General features: G+C 63.2%; 18 protein-coding genes. 3 read left to right on the top strand and 15 right to left on the bottom strand.

Annotated features, from left to right (window positions below; translation table 11 throughout):
* Positions 1–7: 7 nt before the first annotated feature.
* From miaB to N2597_RS00140, 9 genes are all read right to left on the bottom strand, one after another.
* Complete coding sequence (gene miaB / locus N2597_RS00100; RefSeq protein WP_183599650.1) at positions 8–1417, bottom strand: tRNA (N6-isopentenyl adenosine(37)-C2)-methylthiotransferase MiaB; 1410 nt, start codon at positions 1415–1417, stop codon at positions 8–10.
* A gap of 60 nt (positions 1418–1477) precedes the next feature.
* On the bottom strand, positions 1478–2275 hold the full coding sequence (gene olsA, locus N2597_RS00105) for a lyso-ornithine lipid O-acyltransferase (RefSeq protein WP_106797029.1): 798 nt from the start codon (positions 2273–2275) through the stop codon (positions 1478–1480).
* A gap of 27 nt (positions 2276–2302) precedes the next feature.
* Complete coding sequence (locus N2597_RS00110) at positions 2303–2731, bottom strand: Fur family transcriptional regulator (protein WP_009983216.1); 429 nt, start codon at positions 2729–2731, stop codon at positions 2303–2305.
* A 77-nt stretch (positions 2732–2808) separates the two neighbouring features.
* Entirely contained in the window at positions 2809–3309 is a 501-nt protein-coding gene (locus N2597_RS00115) for a GNAT family N-acetyltransferase (RefSeq protein ID WP_010004257.1), read from the bottom strand.
* Entirely contained in the window at positions 3306–3968 is a 663-nt protein-coding gene (gene tsaB, locus N2597_RS00120; RefSeq protein WP_039617532.1) for a tRNA (adenosine(37)-N6)-threonylcarbamoyltransferase complex dimerization subunit type 1 TsaB, read from the bottom strand. The genes N2597_RS00115 and tsaB overlap by 4 nt, the downstream gene beginning before the upstream one ends.
* Positions 3969–4055: 87 nt before the next feature.
* A complete protein-coding gene (locus N2597_RS00125; RefSeq protein ID WP_009993091.1) occupies positions 4056–4622 on the bottom strand; it encodes a NifU family protein in 567 nt (188 codons plus the stop codon).
* A gap of 105 nt (positions 4623–4727) precedes the next feature.
* Positions 4728–5219: a universal stress protein gene (locus tag N2597_RS00130; protein WP_003583845.1), complete on the bottom strand. Its 492-nt coding sequence runs from the start codon at positions 5217–5219 to the stop codon at positions 4728–4730.
* Positions 5220–5305: 86 nt separating this feature from the next.
* A complete protein-coding gene (gene trpS / locus N2597_RS00135; protein ID WP_039617539.1) occupies positions 5306–6370 on the bottom strand; it encodes a tryptophan--tRNA ligase in 1065 nt (354 codons plus the stop codon).
* 125 nt (positions 6371–6495) lie between these two features.
* Complete coding sequence (locus tag N2597_RS00140; protein WP_039617540.1) at positions 6496–6894, bottom strand: VOC family protein; 399 nt, start codon at positions 6892–6894, stop codon at positions 6496–6498.
* Positions 6895–7082: 188 nt separating this feature from the next.
* Here N2597_RS00140 and N2597_RS00145 point away from each other — a divergent pair, with 188 nt between their 5' ends.
* Positions 7083–7511, top strand: a complete 429-nt coding sequence (locus N2597_RS00145; protein WP_009987329.1) for a YcbK family protein — start codon at positions 7083–7085, stop codon at positions 7509–7511.
* 3 nt (positions 7512–7514) lie between these two features.
* Here N2597_RS00145 and murJ read toward each other — a convergent pair whose 3' ends face one another.
* The 4 genes from murJ to mutS all read right to left on the bottom strand — a co-directional run bounded on the left by murJ (position 7515) and on the right by mutS (position 15145).
* Entirely contained in the window at positions 7515–9095 is a 1581-nt protein-coding gene (murJ, locus tag N2597_RS00150) for a murein biosynthesis integral membrane protein MurJ (protein WP_183599652.1), read from the bottom strand.
* A complete protein-coding gene (locus tag N2597_RS00155; RefSeq protein ID WP_183599654.1) occupies positions 9092–11998 on the bottom strand; it encodes a [protein-PII] uridylyltransferase in 2907 nt (968 codons plus the stop codon). Before N2597_RS00155 ends, murJ begins: the two co-directional genes overlap by 4 nt.
* A gap of 133 nt (positions 11999–12131) precedes the next feature.
* Positions 12132–12407, bottom strand: coding sequence for a hypothetical protein (locus N2597_RS00160; protein ID WP_038686496.1), 276 nt, complete (start codon positions 12405–12407; stop codon positions 12132–12134).
* An 11-nt stretch (positions 12408–12418) separates the two neighbouring features.
* Positions 12419–15145 carry a DNA mismatch repair protein MutS gene (gene mutS, locus N2597_RS00165; protein WP_183599656.1) on the bottom strand — a complete coding sequence of 909 codons (2727 nt, stop codon included), beginning with the start codon at positions 15143–15145 and terminating at the stop codon, positions 12419–12421.
* A 113-nt stretch (positions 15146–15258) separates the two neighbouring features.
* On the opposite strand from mutS, the gene N2597_RS00170 reads away from it, so the two are divergent.
* Together N2597_RS00170 and N2597_RS00175 are read left to right on the top strand one after the other, a co-directional pair.
* On the top strand, positions 15259–17544 hold the full coding sequence (locus N2597_RS00170; protein WP_183599658.1) for an NADP-dependent malic enzyme: 2286 nt from the start codon (positions 15259–15261) through the stop codon (positions 17542–17544).
* Positions 17545–17723: 179 nt separating this feature from the next.
* Positions 17724–18713, top strand: coding sequence for a helix-turn-helix transcriptional regulator (locus tag N2597_RS00175; RefSeq protein WP_106797033.1), 990 nt, complete (start codon positions 17724–17726; stop codon positions 18711–18713).
* 67 nt (positions 18714–18780) lie between these two features.
* Here the strand turns inward: N2597_RS00175 and olsB are convergent, their stop codons facing one another.
* Together olsB and N2597_RS00185 are read right to left on the bottom strand one after the other, a co-directional pair.
* Positions 18781–19659 (bottom strand): l-ornithine N(alpha)-acyltransferase, encoded by an 879-nt coding sequence (gene olsB, locus N2597_RS00180; protein ID WP_077991204.1) that lies wholly within the window; start codon positions 19657–19659, stop codon positions 18781–18783.
* Positions 19660–19766: 107 nt separating this feature from the next.
* Complete coding sequence (locus N2597_RS00185; RefSeq protein ID WP_183599661.1) at positions 19767–22046, bottom strand: hybrid sensor histidine kinase/response regulator; 2280 nt, start codon at positions 22044–22046, stop codon at positions 19767–19769.
* Between the last annotated feature and the right edge of the window lie 36 nt (positions 22047–22082).

The following is a 22082-nucleotide window of genomic DNA, read 5'->3' on the forward strand; positions in this document are numbered from 1 at the left end:
CCTTGGGTTAGACCGCAGCCTCTGCGCGTTCGGCAAACAGGCTGTTCGTTCCGGTTCCGGTGATTCGCACTTTGATAATGTCACCGATTTGCGATGCTTTTGCATCAACATTCACAGACTGAAGCCAGGGAGAACGTCCGATCAGCTGGCCGGGCATGCGACCGGGCTTTTCGAGCAGCAGATCGATCTCTTTGCCGATGCAGAATTCGGCAAATTCCTGCTGCTGCTTCAGGAGAAGCGCTTGCAGGCGTTCCAGCCGTTCTGCCTTGATTTCTTCCGGCACCTGGTCCTTCAGTTCCGCGCCGGGCGTGCCCGGCCGTGTCGAGTATTTGAACGAGAAGGCCTGCGCATAGCGCACCGTCTTCACAAGTTCTAATGTATCCTCAAAATCTTCGTCTGTCTCCCCCGGAAAGCCGGTAATGAAATCGCCGGATAGGGCAATGTCGGGTCGCACCGTGCGGATGCGTTCGATCAGCGAGAGATATTCGGCCGCCGTGTGGCGCCGGTTCATCGCTTTCAGGATGCGATCGGAACCCGATTGCACCGGCAGATGCAGATAGGGCATCAATGCTCTGAGGTCGCGATGCGCCTCGATCAGCCGGTCGTCCATGTCGCGCGGATGGCTGGTTGTATAACGCAGGCGGGCGAGGCCGGGGATTTCGGCGAGGCGGTAGAGTAGGTCGCCGAGGCTCCATGCCTCCCCCTGCGGCCCGGCGCCGTGCCAGGAATTGACGTTCTGCCCGAGCAGGGTGATTTCGCGCACGCCGGCTTCGACGAGCTTTTCGGCTTCCTCGACGATCTGAGTGACCGGCCGCGACACTTCCGAGCCGCGCGTGTAGGGCACGACGCAGAAGGTGCAGAACTTGTCGCAGCCCTCCTGCACCGTCAGGAAGGCGGTGACGCCGCGGGCGCGGATCTTCCGGCTTTCGGCGATGGGCAGATGCTCAAACTTGTCCTCGATCGCATATTCGGTGTCGACAACGCGCTGGCCCTGTTTGGCCCGACGCAAAGCTTCCGGCAGGCGGTGATAGGTCTGCGGACCAATGACGACGTCGACGGCCGGCGCCCGGCGCAGGATCTCCTCGCCTTCGGCCTGGGCGACGCAGCCGGCAACGCCGATCATCATCTCCCGGCCGTCTGCCGCCTTCTTTTTCTTCATCTCGCGCAGCCGACCGAGCGCGGAATAGACCTTCTCGGCCGCCTTCTCTCTTATATGGCAGGTGTTGAGAAGGACGAGGTCAGCCTGTTCCATGTCTTCCGTCGGCTCGTAACCGTCGCGGGCGAGCGCATCACTCATGCGCATGGAATCATAGACGTTCATCTGGCAGCCATAGGTCTTGATGAAGACCTTGCGGCTGTTGGAGCCGTCGCGGAGCATCGGCTCCGGGGCCTGGAGAAGGGCGCTGTCCTGTGTCATGCCGCGCTATTTAGTGGGTTTTGCCGCCCGAGAAAATCGAAATCTTGTTTTCGCAGCTTGCTAGGAGATTTCCCTCCCGCGCAGGCGGCTGTTGAGCAGGTTGCGAATGCGCGAAGCAATGGTCGCGCTGACCTCCTTGCGATTGCTGTCGGCGCGGTAATCCACCGCCTCGCCGAAGGAAACCTCGGCGTCGATGGCGCCGCAGCGCACGATGTCGAGGAGGTGCGGTAAAAGCTCGATATCCCCCGGCCAGGCGGCGAGCGGCCGGTGATAGCGCCCCATGGCGATACCGTGCACCCTTGTATAGGCGACGGCCACCGGCTGAACCACGACGGTTCCGGTCGGCGAGGCGGGCACGGCCATCGCGGCGGCGCCGAACAGCGAGGATTTCACCTCCAGCAGCCGGTTGCCGTCAGAGGTCGTGCCCTCGGGGAAGAGCACGATGATTTCGCCGTCGGCCATGCGCCCGGCGATCTCATTGGCCTGATGGCCGGTTTTGCGCCTCTCCTCGCGCACGACGAAGACGCTTTTCTGCAGCTTGGCGAGCGTGCCGAAGATGGGCCACTCGGCCACCTCGATCTTGGCGATGAAGGCGACGTCGGCAACCGCCGACATCACCATGATATCCATCCAGGACGAATGGTTGGAACAGAGCATCAGCGGCCGGCGATCTTCCAGCCTGCCGGTGACGCGCACACGAATGCCGAGACAATAGCAGATGATGCGGTGCCAGACTCGCGGCAGCCGGCGGCGCAGCCGCCAGTCGAAATTGAGCGCCAGCAGTTGCAGCGGTATGAGCACGATGCTGACGGCGAGGATAACGACCGCAGCCAGAGCAATGCGCAGCCAGGCGATCAAATGTGCTGCTCCCGGGCACCCATTGCTTCAGAGATCGTCCTTCTTCAACGGAATGCCGTAGAGCTCCAGGCGGTGGTCGACCAGCTTGAAGCCATGCTCGCGGGCGATGCGCTCCTGCAGCGCCTCGATCTCCGGCGAGCGAAATTCGATAACCGTACCGGTTTTCAGGTCGATGAGGTGGTCGTGATGCTCTTCCGGCACTGTTTCGTAGCGCGAGCGCCCGTCGCGGAAGTCGTGGCGGGCGATGATGCCGGCATCCTCGAACAGTTTGACGGTGCGATAGACGGTCGAGATCGAGATTTTCGCATCGACTTTCACCGAGCGGCGGTAGAGCTCTTCGACGTCGGGATGGTCTGCCGAATCTTCCAGGATACGTGCGATCACGCGGCGCTGCTCGGTCATGCGCATGCCGCGTTCGGCGCAAAGCTCCTCAAGGGTCTTGGCTACATCAGGCATGGCCCGCCTTCAAAACTATCCACGTTTCGACAACGCCCGCACGGTCGTCGCGCCAGCCTGTCTTCTCTGCCAGGGAACTATCGAAGAACGCGCTTCATGACAAGCGCCGTGGAAAGGGCGCCGTTTTCCTGCTTGTAATAGCCCTGGCGCTCGCCGACCTTCTCGAAACCGAGCTTGCGGTAAAGGCCGAGGGCGGCCGTATTACCGTTATCGACCTCGAGAAACATGCTCTCGCCGCCGCGCGCCCGCGCTTCCCGCATCGCGGCCTGCATCAGCCGCCAACCGAGCCCGGCCCGGGCTGCCTTCGCCTGCACGGCAATCGTCAGGATTTCCGCTTCGCCGGCGACCTGGCGGGCAAGGATGAAGCCGGGAAGCGGCTTTTTCAGGATGGCATTGGTCTGGCGCGCGACGAAGCCGAACACCGTCTCCTGCGACAGCAGGCTATGGAACTCGCCGTCGCCCCAAGGCCGCGCGAACCGCTCGCCATGCAGCACGGCAACATCACGGCAATCCTCGCGCTCCATGGCGATGATTTCGAATTCGGGCTTCAGCGTCAGATAGGCTTCCAGCATCGTCATACTCGTCGGGCGATCGCATATCCGGACTGCGGTTTGGCATCCGGTCCACGCAGATAAAGGGGCTTCGGCTTTCCGGCATCGGGGGAGGCGGCAGCACCGAGGCGCGCCACAATGGAAATCGGGAATCTGTTGGCGTGGTCGCCGCCGGCGCCCGCCTTCAAGAGCGGCGTCGCCGAACCGGTAATCTCGCCGTCGAAGCCGGCGGCGAAAGCCTGGGCCTCGGCGACGCTTGCCGCCCGCGGCGCATCGAGGGCCGAACCGTCGGCTGAAAAGGATTGGAGGTAGATCTCGTCGCGCTTGGCGTCCATTGCCGCCAGCACCGCGCGGCCGGGCGTCTTCTCGCGCTGGGCTGATGCCATGACCTCGAGCGTGGTGACGCCGACGGCAGGCACATTGAGGGAAAGCGCAAAACCCCGGGCTGCGGCAACGCCGACGCGGATGCCGGTAAACGAGCCGGGGCCGACGGTGACTGCAAGCCGGTCGATGTCGGACAGTGCCAGCCCGGCCTGATCGAGTGCGCGATCGACGATACCGATCAGATGTTCAGCATGCCCCTTGCCGATCATGTCCGATGCCTCCCCCAGCATCGTATTCCTACCGCTGTCATAAACAGCGGCAGCGCAGTCTACACCTGCCGTGTCGAGCGCCAGAACAATCATGCCATCAATTTCCGAAAAATCTATTGTCGCTCGATCATAATTTCATCCGGCCGAACGGGAGATGAACGGCCGGACGAACCTACGTTTTTAAGCGGCAATCACTTCCTGCACTTCGGGGACGAAATGGCGCAGCAGGTTCTGGACGCCGTGCTTCAGCGTCGCCGTCGAAGACGGGCAGCCGGAGCAGGAACCCTTCATGTTCAGATAGACCTTGCCGTCCTTGAAGCCGCGGAAGGTGATGTCGCCGCCGTCCTGGGCAACGGCCGGGCGCACGCGGGTCTCCAGCAGCTCCTTGATGGTTAGCACGATCGATTCATCGCCTTCGTCGAAGAATTCGTCGCCGGCATCGGCGTCTTCGGAAAGGATGGAGGCGTCGCCCATGACCGGCTTGCCGGACATGAAATGCTCCATGATCGAGCCTAATATAGCCGGCTTAAGATGCTGCCATTCGGCATCGTCCTTGGAGACGGAAATGAAATCATAGCCGAAATAGACACCGGTCACCCCAGGGATTTCGAACAGCCGGGCGGCAAGCGGCGAGGCCTGAGCTTCTTCGGCGCTGCGGAACTCGGCCGTACCGTTTTCCATCACCACCTTGCCCGGCAAGAACTTTTGCGTGGCGGGATTGGGGGTGGCTTCGGTCTGAATGAACATCTGGGTCTCCATGCGGCTGCCCATGGCTTCGCCGTCTTTAGAACTCTTCAAAAGAAGATAAGCCGATTGCCGGTTCCATTCAAGAGATTTTTACTCAAGAATTTCTCAGCAGAGGGCGTCGATTTCCTCATTGGTCAGCGTATCCGGCAGCACCGTGACCGGGATCGGAAACGCCGCCGCGCGGCCGGCGATCGATGAGACCAGCGGTCCCGGACCTTCCTTCGCCGAACCGGCGGCTAGGACCAGGATCGCCACATCGCGGTCGTCCTCAATCACCGCGTTGATCTGTTCGGCCGCACCGCCTTCGCGGATGACGATCTCCGGCTCGATGCCGATCGTCTCGCGCACGATCTGGGCGATCTTGGCGACCACCGCCTCGGCCTCTTCACGCGCTTCCGCCCGCATGATCGCCTCGACGCCCAGCCATTGCTGGAAATCGCCATCGGGGATGACGTAGAGCAGCACCAGCCCGCCATTGGAATTCTTCGCGCGCCGGCCGGCATAATGAACGGCGCGCTGGCATTCGGGTGTACCGTCGATCACCGCCATGAATTTGCGGCGATGACCTTCGAGCCGTGAGAGTCGCTTCGATACCATGGGACGGACTCTGACACCCGAAGCGAAAAAATTGCAAGCTCAGTTTTTGCTCCTCTTCGCCCAGCAGGGAGAAGAGGAGATCGGCCTCAATATAGGAAGCCGATGACGTCGCGTACCTGTTTCATCGTCACCTCGGCTCGCTCCCTTGCGCGCTCGCCGCCCTTGCGCAGGATGGCGTCGATATGGCTGGTGTCGTCCATAAGCCGGCGCATCTCGCCGGTGATCGGCGCGAGCACGTTGATTGCCAGATCGACCAGCGCCGGCTTGAAGACGGAGAACTGCTGGCCGCCGAATTCGGCAAGCACTTGCGACTTCGACTTGTCGGCGAGCGCGGCGTAGATCGCCACCAGATTGTCGGCTTCCGGCCGGCCCTGCAGCCCGTCGGTCTCGCTCGGCAAACCATCAGGATCGGTCTTTGCCTTGCGGATCTTCTTCGAGATCGCATCTTCGTCGTCCATCAGATTAATGCGCGACAGGTCGGAAGGGTCGGATTTCGACATTTTCTTGGTGCCGTCGCGCAGCGACATGACGCGCGGCGCCGGCCCGCCGATCAGCGGTTCCACCATCGGGAAATAGGCATGCACCGGCTCGTCGCCGACGGTGATGTCGACGCCGTAGCCGGTCCTGCCGATATGCTCGGCATAATCGAGGTTGAACTTCATGGCGATATCGCGGGCGAGTTCCAGATGCTGCTTCTGGTCCTCACCGACCGGCACATGGGTGGCACGATAGACGAGGATGTCGGCGGCCATCAGGCTCGGATAGGCGTAAAGGCCGAGCGAGGCCTGCTCGCGGTCCTTGCCGGCCTTGTCCTTGAACTGCGTCATGCGGTTCATCCAGCCGATGCGGGCGACGCAGTTGAAGATCCAGGCGAGTTCGGCATGCTGCGGCACGGCCGATTGATTGAAGACGATATGTTTTTCCGGATCGATGCCGGCGGCGATGAAGGCGGCGGCGATCGAGCGCGTCTGGCTCGGCATGTCCTCGTGGACGAGCTGAGCGGTGAGCGCATGCATGTCGACGACGCAATAGATGCAGTCATTGCCTTCCTGCAGCGCCACGAAGCGGCGGATCGCGCCGAGATAGTTGCCGAGATGCAGATTGCCGGTCGGCTGCACGCCGGAGAATACGAGTTTCTTGAATTCGCTCATGTCGTCCTCAAAAGGCTGGTGGAGGGCCTACAGCGCGCGCGTCTTTCAGACGCGCAAAGTGGGCTTTTCGCCTATGTTGCTAACGCCGCGGCTTATGCACGGGCAACCCGTCGCAATCAAGGGGTTCAGCCTGCGGCATGCTGGATCAGATCGAAGCTGTTGCCGTAAGGATCGGCAAAGACCGCGACCGTGCCGTAAACCTCATGCCGTGGCTCCTCCAGAAAGCGCACGCCGGCTGCAAGCATCGCGGCATGATCGCGAGCGAAATCGTCGGTCTTCAGGAAGAAGCCGACCCGGCCGCCCGTCTGGTTGCCGATTGCTGCCCGCTGTACTTCGTTTGCTGCCTGCGCCAGCAGAAAGGCGGCGCCGTCTCCGCCTCGTGGCTTCACCACCACCCAGCGTTTCCCCGCCGGCTGCTTCTCGTCCTCAAGGCAATCGAAGCCGAGGGCGCCGCAATAGAAGGCCTTGGCGCGGTCGTAATCGTCGACGACGAGGGTGACCAGGAAAAGAGACTGGATCGTCATGCGACCTCCTGCGTTTGGATGTTTTTTTCATTTTGAGGCAGGCGCTGCCCCGGTTTTAAGCCGAACTGATCAGATGGTTTAGTTATAATTGAGTATAAAATTTCACAGAAAAGCTTTCATTGAACTGAAAATCCTCAACCGCGCGCAGTGTCGGCGGAAGGCCGCCGTTCCAACCGCCCGGAGGGATCATGCAGAACCTCGCTTCGCTCGCCATGGCAGGCCTTTTCGCCCTACAATCAGCAACCAGCGCCGTCGGTCAAGACAACAAAAGGCCGGCCATTCATCTGACGAAACACGAGGCGCGTCTCGCCTATACGGTCCAGACCGTCAGTGTCCGTGCCGGGTGTTTTCCAAATCGTCTTCGGGCGATCCTGTCGCATATCGCTGCAAAAACCGGCCGCCGACCGGTAATCACCTCCGGTCACAGGCCGCATCCCCGCCGTCATGGCTCCCTGCATGGCAAATGCCTTGCGGCCGATTTCAGGATGCCGGGCCTGTCGGAGCGCACCATCATCGCCGCCGCAAAAAGCGCACCCGGCATCGGCGGCATCGGCAGCTATTGCAACGGCATCATTCATGTCGACGTCGGGCCGCAAAGGCGATGGGTCGATTGTTAGAGCTTATGCATCTTCCGCCGCCGCCGGCTTGCGGTTCAGATTGCGCCGGATCATGCCGAGATTTGCCCCGCCGATCAGGAAGGCGATGGCGAAATAGACCAGCATGGAAATCGCGATCAGCAGCCCCAGCGTGCCGATCTTTGTGAGAAGCGGCGCGCCTGATGCAAGCCAGGACGCGAAATGTTGCTTGAGGAAGACGATCGCTGCGCCCATGACGGCGGCAGCGACGATCAACAGGGCGGCGCGTTTTGCCAGCGCCCATTCCCATGTCAGGTGGCCGCGGCGCAGCAGCGTGGTGAACAGCAGCACGGTGCTGATCCAGCCGGCGGTGGCTTCGGCGACCGCGATGCCGGGTGCGCCCATATAGGGGAAGAGTGTCAGCGCCGTGGCGCAGTTGGTCGCAACGGCGATCGCCGAGAAACGCATCGGCGTCTTGGTGTCCTCGCGGGCATAGAACCCGGGCTGCAGCGCCTTGATCAGCACGAAGGCCGGCAGGCCGATGCCGTAGATCGCCAGGATCGAGCCGACGACGGCGGTGTTTTCCTGATGGAAGGCGCCGCGCTCATAGAGCACGCGGATGATCTCGTCGGACAGGATCCACAGCGCGAAGGCGGCGGGAATGGTCAGGAACAGCACGAATTCGATCGAGCGATTCTGCAGGTTGCCGGCCTCGCGCAGCGCCCCGCCCTTCAGCGCCCGGGCGAGCTCCGGCAGCAGCACCACGCCGACGGCGACGCCGACGACGCCGAGCGGCAGCTGGTAGATGCGGTCGGCATATTGCAGCGCCGCGATCGCGCCGTCGCGCGAGGAGGCGATCGCCTGGCCTATCAGCTGGTTGATCTGGGTGATGCCCCCGGTGACCGCGGCCGGGACGGCCAGGATCAGCAGCCGCTTGACGTTCGGGGTCATTTTCGGGAAGCGGAAGCCGATACTCATGCCGGCGGCAAGCACGCCGACATAGACGACGGCGAGCTGCAGCACGCCGGCGGCAAGAACGCCCCAGGAGAGATACCAGGCGGTCGCCAGCGGATCGGCGCCGGTATAGAGCGCATAGAACAGCGCCCCGATCATCACCACGTTGAGGAAGACGGGAGCGATGGCGGCGGCGAAGAAATGATGCAGCGAATTCAGCATGCCGCTCATCATCGCCGTCAGCGACATGCACATGAGATAGGGAAACATCACGGCCGCCATGCGGATCGTGATCGAGAACTTCTCTGGATCGTCGGCAAAGCCCGGCGCGATGACGAAGCGCACGAGCAGCGGCATGCAGAGCTCCATCACGATGGTGATGAGGAGCAGCACCGAAAACAGGACGCCGAAGACTTCCTCCGAAAAGCGCTTGGCGCCGTCCGTGCCGTTCGCCTCGATCTCCTTGGCAAAGAGCGGCACGAAGGCGGCGTTGAAGGCGCCCTCGGCAAACAGCCGGCGGAAAAGGTTCGGGAAGCGGAAGGCGGCGTAGAAGACGTCGGCCATCGGTCCGGTGCCGAGCGCCGCCGCCATCAGGGTTTCGCGGGCGAAGCCGAAGATGCGGCTGCCGAGCGTGGCGCCGCCGACGGTCGCGAATTTCTTGACGAGACTCATGCTGGGGAATCGGCTTTCTTTTCGGCTGTGGTCGAAGTCCGGGCGGTGGCGGCGGGCGCGATGATGCCGGAAGGCATGCGCTCGCGCAGTTCGTCCTCCTCCTCGGCCATCACGGCCTTCATCCGGGCGGTGATGTTGGCGCGCTTGCTGTCGCCCGAGATTTTCTGTCCCACAAGATCGGTGACGTAGAAGGTGTCGATCACCTTCTCGCCGAAGGTGGTGATGCGGGCCGACTGGATGTCGAGCGACAGATCGGAGAGCACGGCGGTGATCTCCGACAACAGGCCCGGCCGGTCGAGGCATTCGACCTCGATGACGGTGAACTTGTTCGACAGGCTGTTGGTGATGTTGACCGACGGCGGAATGACGAAGGCCTTGTTCTTCTTGCGGTTGCGCGCCCGCGTGGCGATGACCTCGGGCAGGCGCTTGCGCCCCGACAGCACGTCCTCGATCATCCGTCCGATCGTGCCGGCACGGCGCAGCTCGTCGGCATCGTCGGCAAATTCACGGCTGACATGGATCGTGTCGAGCGCCCGTCCGTCCGAGGTCGTGAAGATCTGCGCGTCGACGATGTTGGCACCGGCCGCCGCACACGCCCCGGCAATGACGGCGAGCAGGCGCGGATGGTCGGGCGACAGCACGGTGATCTCGGTGATGGCGTGGAAACTGTCGGTGCGCACCATGGTGGCGAGCGCCTGGCCCGCCTTGTCGGCCTGGCGGATGAACTGGGCGTGGCGGAGCTGGTCTTCCAACGGTACCGAAAGCAGATAGGGCTGGTAATGCAGCTTGGTATAGGCGTTGCGATCCTTCTGGCTCCAGTCGGAGAGCGCACCGCGCAGCGCCTCGGCGGCGGCATTCGCCCGCTCCTTGCGGGAGACCTCCGAGAAGCCGCCGGCCAAGAGCAGCTCGGTTTCATAATAGAGCGTACGCAGAAGCTGGCCCTTCCAGCCGTTCCAGACGCCGGGGCCGACGGCGCGAATATCGCAGACCGTCAGGATCAGCAGCATCTTCAGCCGGTCGAGCGACTGCACGCGATCGGCGAAATCCGTGATGGTCTTGCGGTCGGTGAGGTCGCGGGTCTGCGCCACCATCGACATGGTCAGATGTTCCTCGATCAGCCAGACGACGATTTCCGTCTGCTTCTGCGACAGGCCGAAGCGGGCGCAGAGCTTGCGGGCGACGCGGGCGCCGGCGATCGAATGATCCTCCAGCCGGCCCTTGGCGATATCGTGGAGAAGAACGGCCAGGTAGAGCGCCTCGCGGTCCTCGATATTCGAAATCAGCTTGTTGGCGAGCGGGTGCAGATCCTCCGAACGCGACTTGTCGATCTCGGAGAGAACGTCGACGGTGCGGATCAGATGTTCGTCGACCGTATAGTGGTGATACATGTTGAACTGCATCATCGCGACGATTTTGCCGAAATCGGGAATGAAACGGCCGAGTACGCCGGCCTCGTTCATCCGCCGGAGGATCAGCGCCGGGTCGTGTTTCGATGTCAGGATCGACATGAACAGGCGGTTCGCCTCGTCGTTTTCCCGTAAGCTGTTGTCGATCAGGGCAAGCGAACGGGTGACGCGTTTCAGCGCATCGGGATGAAATTCCAGGCCGTTGATGTCGGCGACATGGAAGAGCCGCAGGATGCTGACCGGATCGCGCTTGAACACCTCCGCGTCGGCGAGTGCGATGCGGCCGCGGTCTTCGACGAATTCGACGCTGCCGGCGATCTTGCGGGTGCGATGGGTGAAACGGCTGATGACGCCGGTGAGGCCGGGGATCGACTTCGCCTGCTGGTCTTCGAGTGCGGCGCATAGGATGCGGGTCAAATCGCCGACATCCTTTGCAACGAGGAAATAATGTTTCATGAAGCGCTCGACGGCCGAAAGGCCGGGGCGGGTGTGATAGCCGAAGGCTTCGGCAATCTCGCGCTGGATGTCGAAGGACAGCCGCTCCTCGGCCTTGCCGGTCAGGAAGTGCATATGGCAGCGCACCGCCCAGAGGAAATCATCGGCCTTCTCGAGCAGGCGGTATTCGTGTTTTGACAGGACGCCGAGCTTGACCAGCTCCGCCTGGTCGCGCACGAGATAATAATATTTCGAGATCCAGAACAGCGTGTGCAGGTCGCGAAGCCCGCCTTTGCCTTCCTTGACGTTCGGTTCGACGAGATAACGCGTGTCGCCGGCCTTGCGGTGTCGTTCGTCGCGCTCGGCAAGCTTGGCGGCGATGAACTCAGGGCCGGTGCCGGTGACGATTTCCTTGTCGAAGCGGGTCTCGAGCTCGGTTTCCAGCTGCTGCAGCCCGCAGATAAAGCGCATCTCCAGAATGGCGGTGCGGATCGTCATGTCGGATTTGGAAAGCGCGATGCATTCCTCCACCGTGCGGGTGGCGTGGCCGACCTTGAAGCCCATGTCCCAGAGCACGTAGAGCATGAATTCGACCGCCTTGTGCGTCTCTTCCGCCGGCCGCGGCAGGAAAAGGAAGAGCAGGTCGATATCGGAGCCGGGCGCCAGCGTATCGCGGCCATAGCCGCCGACGGCGGTGACGGCGAACTTGTCCTTCTGCTGCGGAAAGACATGGGCGGTGGCGAAATTGTAGAGGACGGTGATGATCTGGTCCTGCAGCCAGGAAATCCGGTAGGCGCAATTCAAGCCGCTGCCGTCGGCGGCAAGGGCCGCGCGCGCCTTCTGCCGGCCTTCGGTGCTCGCCTTTTTCAGCACGGCGAGGAGATCGGTGCGCATGACATCGGGCCGATTGCGGTTGGCTTCGGCAACGGCGTCGCACTGCTTCCGCAGCAGCTCGGTGTCAAGGATCGTGGAGAAATCGAGGTCGCGCATTGCTTTCGCCGGAGTGGCGTCCTGTTCATGCCGGGCTGCCGGTTCGCGGCCTGCCGCTGGTTTCGTCTGCATGCGCTATAGCCTCTTTATCAGGCGATTGACACAGGTCCTCATACTGCAAGACCCTTTAAATTTGGCGAAATGGTGTTGGCCCTGCGGCAGGGTCGGGACGCTTTGACGCAAGCAGTGGCTTTCGGCAAAAGCCTCAGTCGGCCGCCTGCGCTCTCAGCGCATAGAGCACTTGGCGTGTCTCGCTCAGGATCTCCTCGAGCGTCTGCCTGTCGCATTCGCGATAACCCGCCTTGGCGATCGCGGTTGCGAGCTCCGAGATCATAGCGCAACTGCGGGTGATTTTCAGCAGGCCAATCGGGGAGGTCCAGCCGCGCGCATTGCGGTCCCGGTCGGCGCGCCGCATCGTGTCGAGCATGGAGCAGATCAGCGAGAGGCGCTCGGTTTCGCGAACCAGCTTTTCCATGAACATCGGCCGCGCTCCTATTTCAGCTTCTTCTTGAGATCGTAAAGCGCATCCATCGCCTCGCGCGGCGTCATGTCGTCGAGGCTCATCGCCTTCAACGCCTCCTCGACCTTGGACGGACCGCGGGCCGCGTCCTCGCGGCGCACGGCCACCTGGAAGAGCGGCAGGTCGTCGATCAACTGGCTCGCCGGGTTCTTGCGGTCGGCATCCTCGAGGCGGGTGAGCACGTCGCGGGCCCGCGCCACGACCGAGGCCGGAAGTCCCGCGAGGCGGGCGACCTGAATGCCGTAGGAGCGGTCGGCCGCACCCGGCCCGACCTCATGCAGGAAGATGACGTCGCCGTCCCATTCCTTGACGCGCATCGTGGCGTTCGATAGCCGGCCAAGCTTCTCCGACAGCACGGTCAGCTCGTGGAAATGCGTGGCGAACAGGCCGCGGCAGCGATTGGCCTCGTGCAGGTGCTCGACGGCCGCCCAGGCGATCGACAAGCCGTCGAATGTCGCGGTGCCGCGGCCGATCTCGTCGAGGATGACGAGCGAGCGGTCGCTCGCCTGATTGAGGATCGCAGCCGTCTCGACCATCTCGACCATGAAGGTCGAGCGCCCGCGCGCCAGGTCGTCGGAGGCGCCGACGCGCGAGAACAGCCGGTCGACGATGCCGATATGGGCCGATGTCGCCGGCACGAAAGAGCCCATCTGCGCCAGGATCGCGATCAGCGCGTTCTGGCGCAGAAAGGTCGATTTACCGCCCATATTCGGGCCGGTCAGCAGCCAGATGGCGCCATCCTTGGCGCCATCCTTCGGCGAAAGATCGCAATGGTTGGCGACGAACGGGCCGCCCGCCTGCCGCCGCAGCGCCTGCTCGACAACAGGATGACGGCCGCCTTCGATGGCAAACATCTTCGAGCCGTCGACCTGCGGCCGGCAATAGGCCTGCTCTTCGGCGAGCAGCGCCAAGCCGGCGGCGACGTCGATCACGGCAAGTGCGCGGGCGCCCGACTTGACCGCCTCGGCTTCAGCCACGACGGCGGCCGTCATCTTGTCGAAGGCTTCGAGTTCGATCGAAAGCGCCCGGTCGGCAGCATTGGCGATGCGGCTTTCGAGATCGGCAAGTTCGGTCGTGGTGAAGCGCATCGCGCTCGCCATCGTCTGGCGGTGGATGAAGCGGGCCTTGGCTTCCGCCGTATCGGTCATCGGGGCGGCATTGCCAGCGGTGACCTCGATGAAATAGCCGAGAATATTATTGTGCTTGATCTTCAGCGACCGGATGCCGGTTTCCTCGGCATATTGCAGCTGCAGCCCGGCGATGACGCGGCGCGACTGGTCGCGCAGCGCCCGGACCTCGTCGAGTTCGCCGCTGGCGCCGTCGCGCAGGAAACCGCCGTCGCGCTTCAGCAGCGGCAGTTCATCGGCGAGCGTCTCGGCAAGCAGCGTTTCCAGGCTCGCGGGAAGCGCTTGCAGCCCGGACAATGCCTCGCCGAGTTCTTCCGGCAGCATGGCGTTGGCGAGCAGATCCGCGAGGCCGCTTGCGGCCTGCAGGCCCTGGCGGATGGCCGCGAGATCGCGCGGACCGCCGCGGTCGAGCGCCAGCCGGGAGAGCGCTCGCGGCATGTCGGGCACATGTTTCAGCGTATCGCGCAGCCTGCCGCAGAGCGACGGTTCGTCGAGCAAAAAGCCGATCGAATCGAGCCTGGCATTGATGCGGGCGGGATCGGTGAGCGGCGACATCAGCCGTTCGGCCAGAAGCCTGGCGCCGCCGCCGGTGATGGTGCGGTCGATCGCCTTCAGCAGCGAACCGTTGCGATCGCCCGACAGGGTGCGGGCAAGCTCGAGATTGGCGCGGGTGGCCGGGTCGATGAAAAGCGTCGAGGCGGCACTTTCCCGCTCGGGCTGCCCAAGCGGCGGACGCTCGGCGATCTGCGTCTTCTCGACATAGGCGACGGCGGCTGCGGCCGCCGCAAGCTCGGCGCGCGAGAAGCTGCCGAAGCCGTCCAGCGTCGAAACCCCGAAATAGCGGGCGATCCGGCCTTCGGCGCTGGCACTGTCGAACAGAACCGCCGGCTGCGGCACCGCCGTTCGGCCGAGCACGTCAAAGACGGGTTTCAGTTCGGCATCGTGGAAGATCGTATCGGGCAGGATGAGCTCGCGCGGATCGATGCGCAGGATGTCGGCGAGCAGGCGCGAACTTTCCGTCTCCGCCAGCCGGAAGACGCCGGTGGAAATATCGATCCAGGCAAGCGCCAGCGCCGGTTCGGCCCCACCGCGAATGCGGGCGAGCGACATCAGATAGTTGGATTCCGAGGGCGATAGCAGCTTTTCCTCAGTGATCGTGCCCGGCGTGACCAAGCGAACGACATCGCGCTTGACGACGGATTTGCCGCCGCGTTTCTTTGCTTCGGCCGGATCCTCGACCTGCTCACAGACGGCGACGCGGAAACCGAGGGAAATCAGCTTCTGCAGATAATCGTCAGCGGCATGCACCGGCACGCCGCACATCGGTATATCCTGGCCCATATGCTGGCCGCGCTTCGTCAGCGTGATGCCGAGCGCGCGCGAAGCCTCCAGCGCATCCTCGAAGAACAGCTCGTAGAAGTCGCCCATGCGATAGAAGAGCAGCGAACCCGGATTGTTCGCCTTGATCTCGATATATTGCTCCATCATCGGCGTCGCCGACGCACGGCTTTCCGCCGTGGCAAGCTCGGCAGCCGAAAAGGCTTCATTTCCAGTGTCTATTCGTGCGTTCACGGAGGTGCAGTTTTTCCCAAAAAAACAGGTGCCAACCCTATCCGCGCGCCGCTATAGATGACAACAGCATTTGAGGAAGAGCAAAGCGTCGCCCACAGGACGTTGGAGGATTTATGCCCGATATCGATAAGAAGGACCGGCCGGCGACATCAGTAACCGACCAGGAGGCGCTTGACTTTCATGCGATGGGCCGGCCCGGCAAGCTGGAGATCAACCCGACCAAGCCGATGGCAACGCAGCGCGATCTGTCGCTGGCCTATTCCCCGGGTGTCGCCGTGCCCGTCAAGGCAATCGCCGCTGATCCGCAGACGGCCTACGACTACACTGCGCGCGGCAACATGGTCGCGGTCATTTCCAACGGCACGGCGATCCTCGGCCTCGGCAATCTCGGCGCGCTTGCCTCGAAGCCCGTGATGGAAGGCAAGGCGGTCCTCTTCAAACGCTTCGCCGATGTCGATTCCATCGACCTCGAGATCGATACGGAAAATGTCGACGAGTTCATCAACTGCGTGCGCTTCCTCGGCCCCTCCTTCGGCGGTATCAACCTCGAGGATATCAAGGCGCCGGATTGCTTCGTCATCGAAAGCCGGCTGCGCGAGCTGATGGACATCCCGGTCTTCCACGACGACCAGCACGGAACGGCGATCATCGCCGCCGCCGGCCTCATCAACGCGCTGGAGCTGACCGGCCGCGACCTGAAGACGACGAAGCTCGTCTGCAATGGTGCGGGAGCGGCGGCGATTGCCTGCGTCGAACTCATCAAGGCGATGGGTTTTGCGCCTGACAATATTATCCTCTGCGACACCAAGGGCGTCATCTACCAGGGCCGCACCGAGGGCATGAACCAGTGGAAATCGGCGCATGCGGCAAAGACCGACGCGCGCACGCTGGAAGAGGCGATGAAGGGAGCGGACGTCATCTTCGGCCTGTCGCAGAAGGGCGCCTTCTCGGCCGACATGATCCGCTCGATGGCCGATCGGCCGATCATCTTCGCCATGGCCAATCCCGATCCCGAAATCACCCCGGAAGAGGTGGCCCGCATCCGCGACGACGCCATCATGGCGACCGGCCGCTCGGACTATCCGAACCAGGTCAACAACGTCCTCGGCTTCCCCTATATCTTCCGCGGCGCGCTCGACGTCCGTGCCTCGACGATCAACGACGCGATGAAGATCGCCGCCGTCAAGGCGCTGGCAAATCTTGCCCGCGAGGACGTGCCCGATGATGTGGTCGCCGCCTACCAGGGCAACCGGCCGCGTTTCGGCGCGCAATATATCATCCCGGTTCCGTTTGATCCGCGGCTGATCTCGGCAATCCCCGTCGCGGTCGCTGAGGCCGCGATCGAGACCGGCGTCGCCCGCAAGGTCATCACCGATATGGCCGGTTATGCCCGCGAGCTCTCGGCACGCCGCGATCCGATCGCTTCGACGCTCGCCAGCCTCTACGAGCGTGTCCGCCGCCGGCCGAAGCGAATCGTCTTTGCCGAAGCCGAGGAAGAGCAGGTCCTGCGCGCAGCACTGTCCTATGCCAACCAGCAGCTCGGCACCGCGCTCCTGCTCGGCCGCGAGGACCTGATCCGGGCGACGGCGGAGCGCGCCGGCATCGATCTCAACCGCCCCGGCCTGGAGATCGTCAATGCCCGTATCTCCACCCGCGTCGACGCCTATATCGACTACCTCTATGCCAGGCTGCAGCGGCACGGTTATCTCCACCGCGATGCCCAGCGCCTGATCCACAACGACCGCAACCATTTCGCCGCCACCATGGTGGCGCTCGGCGACGCCGACGGCATGGTGACAGGCATCACCCGCAACTATTCGACCGCGCTCGAGGATGTGCGCCGCTGCATCGACGAGAAGCCCGGCCACCGCGTCATCGGCGTGTCGCTGGCGCTCTGCCGCGGCCGCACCGTCTTTGTTGCCGATACGGCGGTGCACGACATGCCGACGGCCGAGCAACTTGCCGATATCGCCGAAGAGGCCGCCGGTCTGGCGCGGCGCATGGGTTATCCGCCGCGTGTCGCCATGCTCGCCTATTCCACCTTCGGCCATCCCTCCGGCGAACGCTCCGAGCGGGTGCGCGAGGCGGTGAAGATCCTCGACAAGCGCCGCGTCGATTTCGAATTCGACGGCGAGATGGCCGCCGATGTCGCGCTGAACCGAAAGGTGATGGAGCAATATCCCTTCTGCCGGCTCTCCGGTCCGGCCAACGTGCTGGTCATGCCGGCCTTCCACTCGGCCTCGATCTCGACCAAGATGCTGCAGGAACTCGGCGGCTCGACGGTCATCGGCCCGATCCTCGTCGGCCTCGACAAGGCCGTGCAGATCACCTCGATGGGCGCCAAGGACAGCGACATCGTCAACATGGCGGCGATCGCTGCCTACGGGGCGGGTTCGTAAACTCGCCTCAGCCTCCCATTAGGCGGCATTTAGCGCCCGGCCGGCAGCACGTCGGCCGGGCGCGCCTTTTTGTGGCTTGCTCGCCGAGGATATGGTTGAAAGGGTTCATCCGATAAGTCATACTTTTGAAACAGCGCGCGCGGCATAAATTCGATATTTCATCAGCCGTTTGGATTCCCATGCCGGAAAACGCTTCCCCGAATTTCACCGCCCTATTTCAGGGGACCACGTTCGACGATATGGTCGAGGCTCTGACCAAGGGGTTCGGTTCGTTCGACGCGTGGCGAAATGGTCGCGAGAAAGCGCTCGACTGGAGGGTGGGGTTTTGGGGTGATGAGCGGGTGTCGCTGGTCAGCAACCAGGATTCCGGCGGCTGGGGTGCAAGAACGGCAGATGGAACGCCGGAAACGCTGGCAATCGTCGTTCCGCGAACGGGTGGTCTCGACGTAGCCTTTGGTCGGACTGTGGCCGAAGCGACACCCGAGCGGGTGTTGTTGATGAACAATCTTGAGCCGGAACGGGTTTCCGTGAGGGCAGCGCCTCACCGGTCAGACACACTCAGTCTGAGTTGGCCGATCTTAGCTCAGACCGTCGCCGCCGTATTGGAGACCCCGCTGATCGGGTCATTGGATTTGTCGCCGGTCGTTGATCGCTCCACCGCGGCGGGGCAGTTGATCGGCAGTCTCGCCCAGACGATGATCATCGGCATGCGCAACGACGGCCCGCTCCTTCACTCGCCAATTGCCATGTCGAACCTGACCCAGGCATTTGCCGATCTGGTCGTGCGCTTGGTTCCTCATCGGCTCTCGCATCTTCTGGACAAGAAAATCCATCTGATCGCACCGCGGCATGTCCGCCGCGCAATGGAATTCATGCATGCGAACATCGCGCAGCCGTTGACGATGCAGAATGTTGCGGAGGCGGCGGGCATTTCCACTCGCGCTCTCGAAGTCGGTTTTCGGGCTTTCAAGGCAACCACACCGTCCGCATACCTCCGGACGATCCGTTTGCAGGCGGTCCGGGAGGATCTGCGCGATCCTTCAAACCGGCAGCCATTGCGGGACATCTGTTTGAAGTGGGGATTCTTCCACTTTGGCCGTTTTGCGGCGATCTATCGGGCGGCCTATGGAGAGAACCCGTCGGATACGAGAAGGCGATCCGATCTATGAGGGCGCCGATCGGAGAGCCTGGCGGGTTTGCGCCAGGGCAGCATGCTGCAAGCCGATCAGGAAATATTTAGCTTGCGAAGCGGCCGGCGTCGGCGCCGTAATAGTTCAGGTAGCGGTCGGAAATGCTGGAGATCGGCAGCACGATCAGCACGTCTGTCGTGTTGAAGGCATGATCGACGACGGCGCTGGAGCCGACCATCGCGCCGAGGCGCAGATACCCCTTGATGAGCGGCGGCAGGGCCATCAGCGCCCGTTTCGGATTGACCGCCTCGACCGGCATCAGGTCCATGTTGCGGGCGAGATGCGGCAATGCGCCGACGGCCCATTCGTCCTTCGCCAGCACAGTGTGATAGAGGAAGGACAGCGCCAGCGCGTGGCTTTCGAGATAGACGCCGGGGAATGAGGCGCAGCCGAACATGGCGCTCATGCCATGCTTCAGCGCATAGGCCCAGTTGCCCTGCCACAGTAGCTCGACGGTGCGCTTGGTGCGGTATTCCGGCAGCACGCAGGAACGGCCGAGCTCCATGAAGCGCTTGTCCGGATGCTTGGCGAGAAGCCCCTCGATCTCAAATTCGGAAGCCGAGTAAAAACCGCCATTGGCCATGGCGACATCCTGGCGCAGCAGCCGATAGGTACCGACGATCTGGTCTTCAGAGTCGCCCTCTATCGCACGGTCGAGAACAAGAAGATGATCACAGACAGCATCATAGGCGTCGACATCACGCTGGCGGCGCATGGCGTCCAGCGGCAGCTGCGCTTTCATTTCGTCGACGAAGACACGGTAGCGCACCGCCTGGGCGGCGTCGATCTCGCGTGTCGTGCGGGCAAGGCGCGTTTCCAGATTGCCTATGCGGCCAAGGATATCGCCGTCCTTCTGGGCAGCAGCCGTCGACGGCCGTGCAGCCTCCGCGGTGACGTCACGATTGAGGATGTCGATGGAGGACATGGCGATTCTCCGGTTGCCGGCTTATCGACGCCATAAAACACTTCTGTACGACAGGAAAGTGACATATTGCATTTCCCGAGGCAAGGCGCGTGGTGGCCGCACAGGCTCTATCGCGCCTCTGCCCGACGGGCCGAAAGTGCGGCGACGGCCTGTACTTCGGTCAGCAGCCGCAGCGGGTCGACCGGCTTCACCATGACGCGGTTGGCGCCGTTGAGCAAGACCTGGCGGCGGGATTCGTCGCTCTTGTCGGCGGTCAGCACGATCACCGGCACGGGCGCAAGATCGAGCCGCCGTTCGTGGCCGCGCAGCCGTCCCAGCATGTCGATGCCGTTGCCGCCCGGCATCGACAGATCGCTGATGATGATGTCGGGGCGGGCGTCCGCCTCACCGAGGGCGCAATCGAGCAGCGTCTCGAAATCTTCGACATGGCGCACCTTGTGCCCACCTTTTTCCAGGACGACGCGCACTAGCATGGCGTTGATCGGATCGTCCTCGCCGAGCAGGATGCTGAGCCCGCTCGCAGCCACCCTCGTCTCCGCCACCGAAAGCCCGAAGCCCGGCTGATTGTCGTTCAGCGCGTCGCGCTTTTCCATGCCCCGCATGCGCCCGCGCAACACATCGATCAGCGACTGCTCGCGCAGCGGCCGGATGAGCCAGGCGTCGAACAGGTCGAGCGGATGGGCGCTGCGCTCTTCCGGGTTGACCAGCAGAACCTTGCGCAGGCCGAGGGCGGCGATTTCGGCGCGATCGGCAAGATGAGCGGAAAATTCCGCCGACATGCGATGATCGACGATAATATCGGTCGGGCCGCGGCCGCCATTGGCCATTCCGAGCAGCTTTTCCCGCGCCGTCTCGCCGTCACCGACGAGATGGCAGATGCCGCCGAGCGTGGTGATGGTCTCGGCAATGGCGGTGCGCGCCGCACCTGCCGGCGCCAAAAGCACGACGCTGTTGCCGGCAAGCAGCGTGTTTCGCCGCTCGGACCTTTCGCCGCCGACATCGACGGGAAAGCGGATGGTGAATTCGCTGCCCAGGCCCTTTTCGCTGGCAACCGTCAATGCGCCGCCGAATTCGCGCATGATGCGGGCCGAGATCGCCAGGCCGAGCCCGGTGCCGCCGCTCTTGTCGGCGACGGTGCCGCCCTGCTCGAACTCGCCGAAGACGCGCGCCTGCTCCTCCGCCGTCATGCCGGGACCGCTATCGGCGACGGTGATCAACAGGTTGCCGGCGTCAAGCGAGACACGGATGAAGACGCCGCCAACCTGGGTGAACTTTACGGCGTTGCCAATGACGTTGAACAGAACCTGGCGCAGCCGGGCCGGATCGAAGCTCATCTGCTCCGGCACGTCCGATGACACGGTGGCGCCGATCTCGATACCCTTTTCATGCGCCCGGTGGGCAAGCATCTCGACGACGCTCTCGAGAAGCTTGCGCAGCGATTCGGAGCGCGGGTGCAGTTCGAAACGGCCGACCTCGATGGTGGAGAAATCCAGCAGGTCTTCGACGAGTTGTGTCAGCGCGTGGCCGGATTGGCGGATATTCGCCAGATAATTCTGCTGCTCCTGTGTCAGCCGCGTCTCGGCGAGCAGATGCGTCATGCCGAGGATGCCGGAAAGCGGCGTGCGCACCTCGTGACTGACGGTGGCAAGCAGCCTGGACTTGGCGGCGCTGTTATACTCGGCCTTCTGGCGGGCTTCCTCGCGGCCCTGCGCGATCAGCCTCTCTTCGGTGACGTCGCGGGCAACGCTCTGCAGCAGCAGGCGGCCGCTCGCAGGATCGCGGGTGACGACGTCGCGCCAGACGAAAATCCGCTGGCCTTCCGGTGTCGAGATTTCGACATCGTAGCAATGCGGGATCGGACCGGGGCGGAAGGCGAGGCCGATCTCCTCGCAGCTGCGTCCCTCCGGATGCAGTCGACCGGTCAGACGGCGAAACGTATCGTTGGCGGAGATGATGCGCCGGTCCATTGTACGGCCGAGGGTGATGTCGCCGAGCACGTCGTGCACGTCGGCGAAGAGCTTTGCGCCGTCGTTGCGCTCCGGCAGGGATTGGCGGCCGGGCTTGTTTGCCCCGTGCCGGCGGATCGTCAGGAGGAGGTATCCGGCAATCACCGCAAGACCGAGAACGACAAGCCCGCCTGGAAGCAGCAGCGGATCGCCGGCATGGGCAAGCAGCATGAGGATCGTTGCGGCAAGCAGGCCGGCGCCGCTCAGCCAGTAGAACAGCAGGCGCCGTGTCGGCGCTGGCGCTCGGGCCTGATTGGCTTCCTGAGGTGCCGCTGTACGTGGTCGCGGGGAGGACTGCCCCATCCGCTCCTGATGCGGCTTGGCGGCGGGTCCGCCGAAGGCGGCGGACAATCTTTCCTGCAACTGTCCCAGGTTCTGCATGCTATATGGCTAACATGAGGCCCGTTCCGAATGCCT

It is taken from the genome of Rhizobium sophoriradicis, assembly GCF_025200795.1.
Classification (GTDB): domain Bacteria; phylum Pseudomonadota; class Alphaproteobacteria; order Rhizobiales; family Rhizobiaceae; genus Rhizobium; species Rhizobium sophoriradicis.

Bases quoted from the DNA above. Each gene is read 5' to 3' on its own strand.
- N2597_RS00185 (WP_183599661.1), bottom strand. From the start codon at position 22,046: ATGCAGAACCTGGGACAGTTGCAGGAAAGATTGTCCGCCGCCTTCGGC.
- olsB (WP_077991204.1), bottom strand. From the start codon at position 19,659: ATGTCCTCCATCGACATCCTCAATCGTGACGTCACCGCGGAGGCTGCA.
- miaB (WP_183599650.1), bottom strand. From the start codon at position 1,417: ATGACACAGGACAGCGCCCTTCTCCAGGCCCCGGAGCCGATGCTCCGC.
- N2597_RS00115 (WP_010004257.1), bottom strand. From the start codon at position 3,309: ATGACGATGCTGGAAGCCTATCTGACGCTGAAGCCCGAATTCGAAATC.
- trpS (WP_039617539.1), bottom strand. From the start codon at position 6,370: ATGAGCGAATTCAAGAAACTCGTATTCTCCGGCGTGCAGCCGACCGGC.
- tsaB (WP_039617532.1), bottom strand. From the start codon at position 3,968: ATGATTGTTCTGGCGCTCGACACGGCAGGTGTAGACTGCGCTGCCGCT.
- N2597_RS00140 (WP_039617540.1), bottom strand. From the start codon at position 6,894: ATGACGATCCAGTCTCTTTTCCTGGTCACCCTCGTCGTCGACGATTAC.
- murJ (WP_183599652.1), bottom strand. From the start codon at position 9,095: ATGAGTCTCGTCAAGAAATTCGCGACCGTCGGCGGCGCCACGCTCGGC.
- N2597_RS00175 (WP_106797033.1), top strand. From the start codon at position 17,724: ATGCCGGAAAACGCTTCCCCGAATTTCACCGCCCTATTTCAGGGGACC.
- N2597_RS00145 (WP_009987329.1), top strand. From the start codon at position 7,083: ATGCAGAACCTCGCTTCGCTCGCCATGGCAGGCCTTTTCGCCCTACAA.
- N2597_RS00125 (WP_009993091.1), bottom strand. From the start codon at position 4,622: ATGTTCATTCAGACCGAAGCCACCCCCAATCCCGCCACGCAAAAGTTC.
- N2597_RS00155 (WP_183599654.1), bottom strand. From the start codon at position 11,998: ATGCAGACGAAACCAGCGGCAGGCCGCGAACCGGCAGCCCGGCATGAA.
- N2597_RS00160 (WP_038686496.1), bottom strand. From the start codon at position 12,407: ATGTTCATGGAAAAGCTGGTTCGCGAAACCGAGCGCCTCTCGCTGATC.
- N2597_RS00130 (WP_003583845.1), bottom strand. From the start codon at position 5,219: ATGGTATCGAAGCGACTCTCACGGCTCGAAGGTCATCGCCGCAAATTC.
- N2597_RS00170 (WP_183599658.1), top strand. From the start codon at position 15,259: ATGCCCGATATCGATAAGAAGGACCGGCCGGCGACATCAGTAACCGAC.
- N2597_RS00110 (WP_009983216.1), bottom strand. From the start codon at position 2,731: ATGCCTGATGTAGCCAAGACCCTTGAGGAGCTTTGCGCCGAACGCGGC.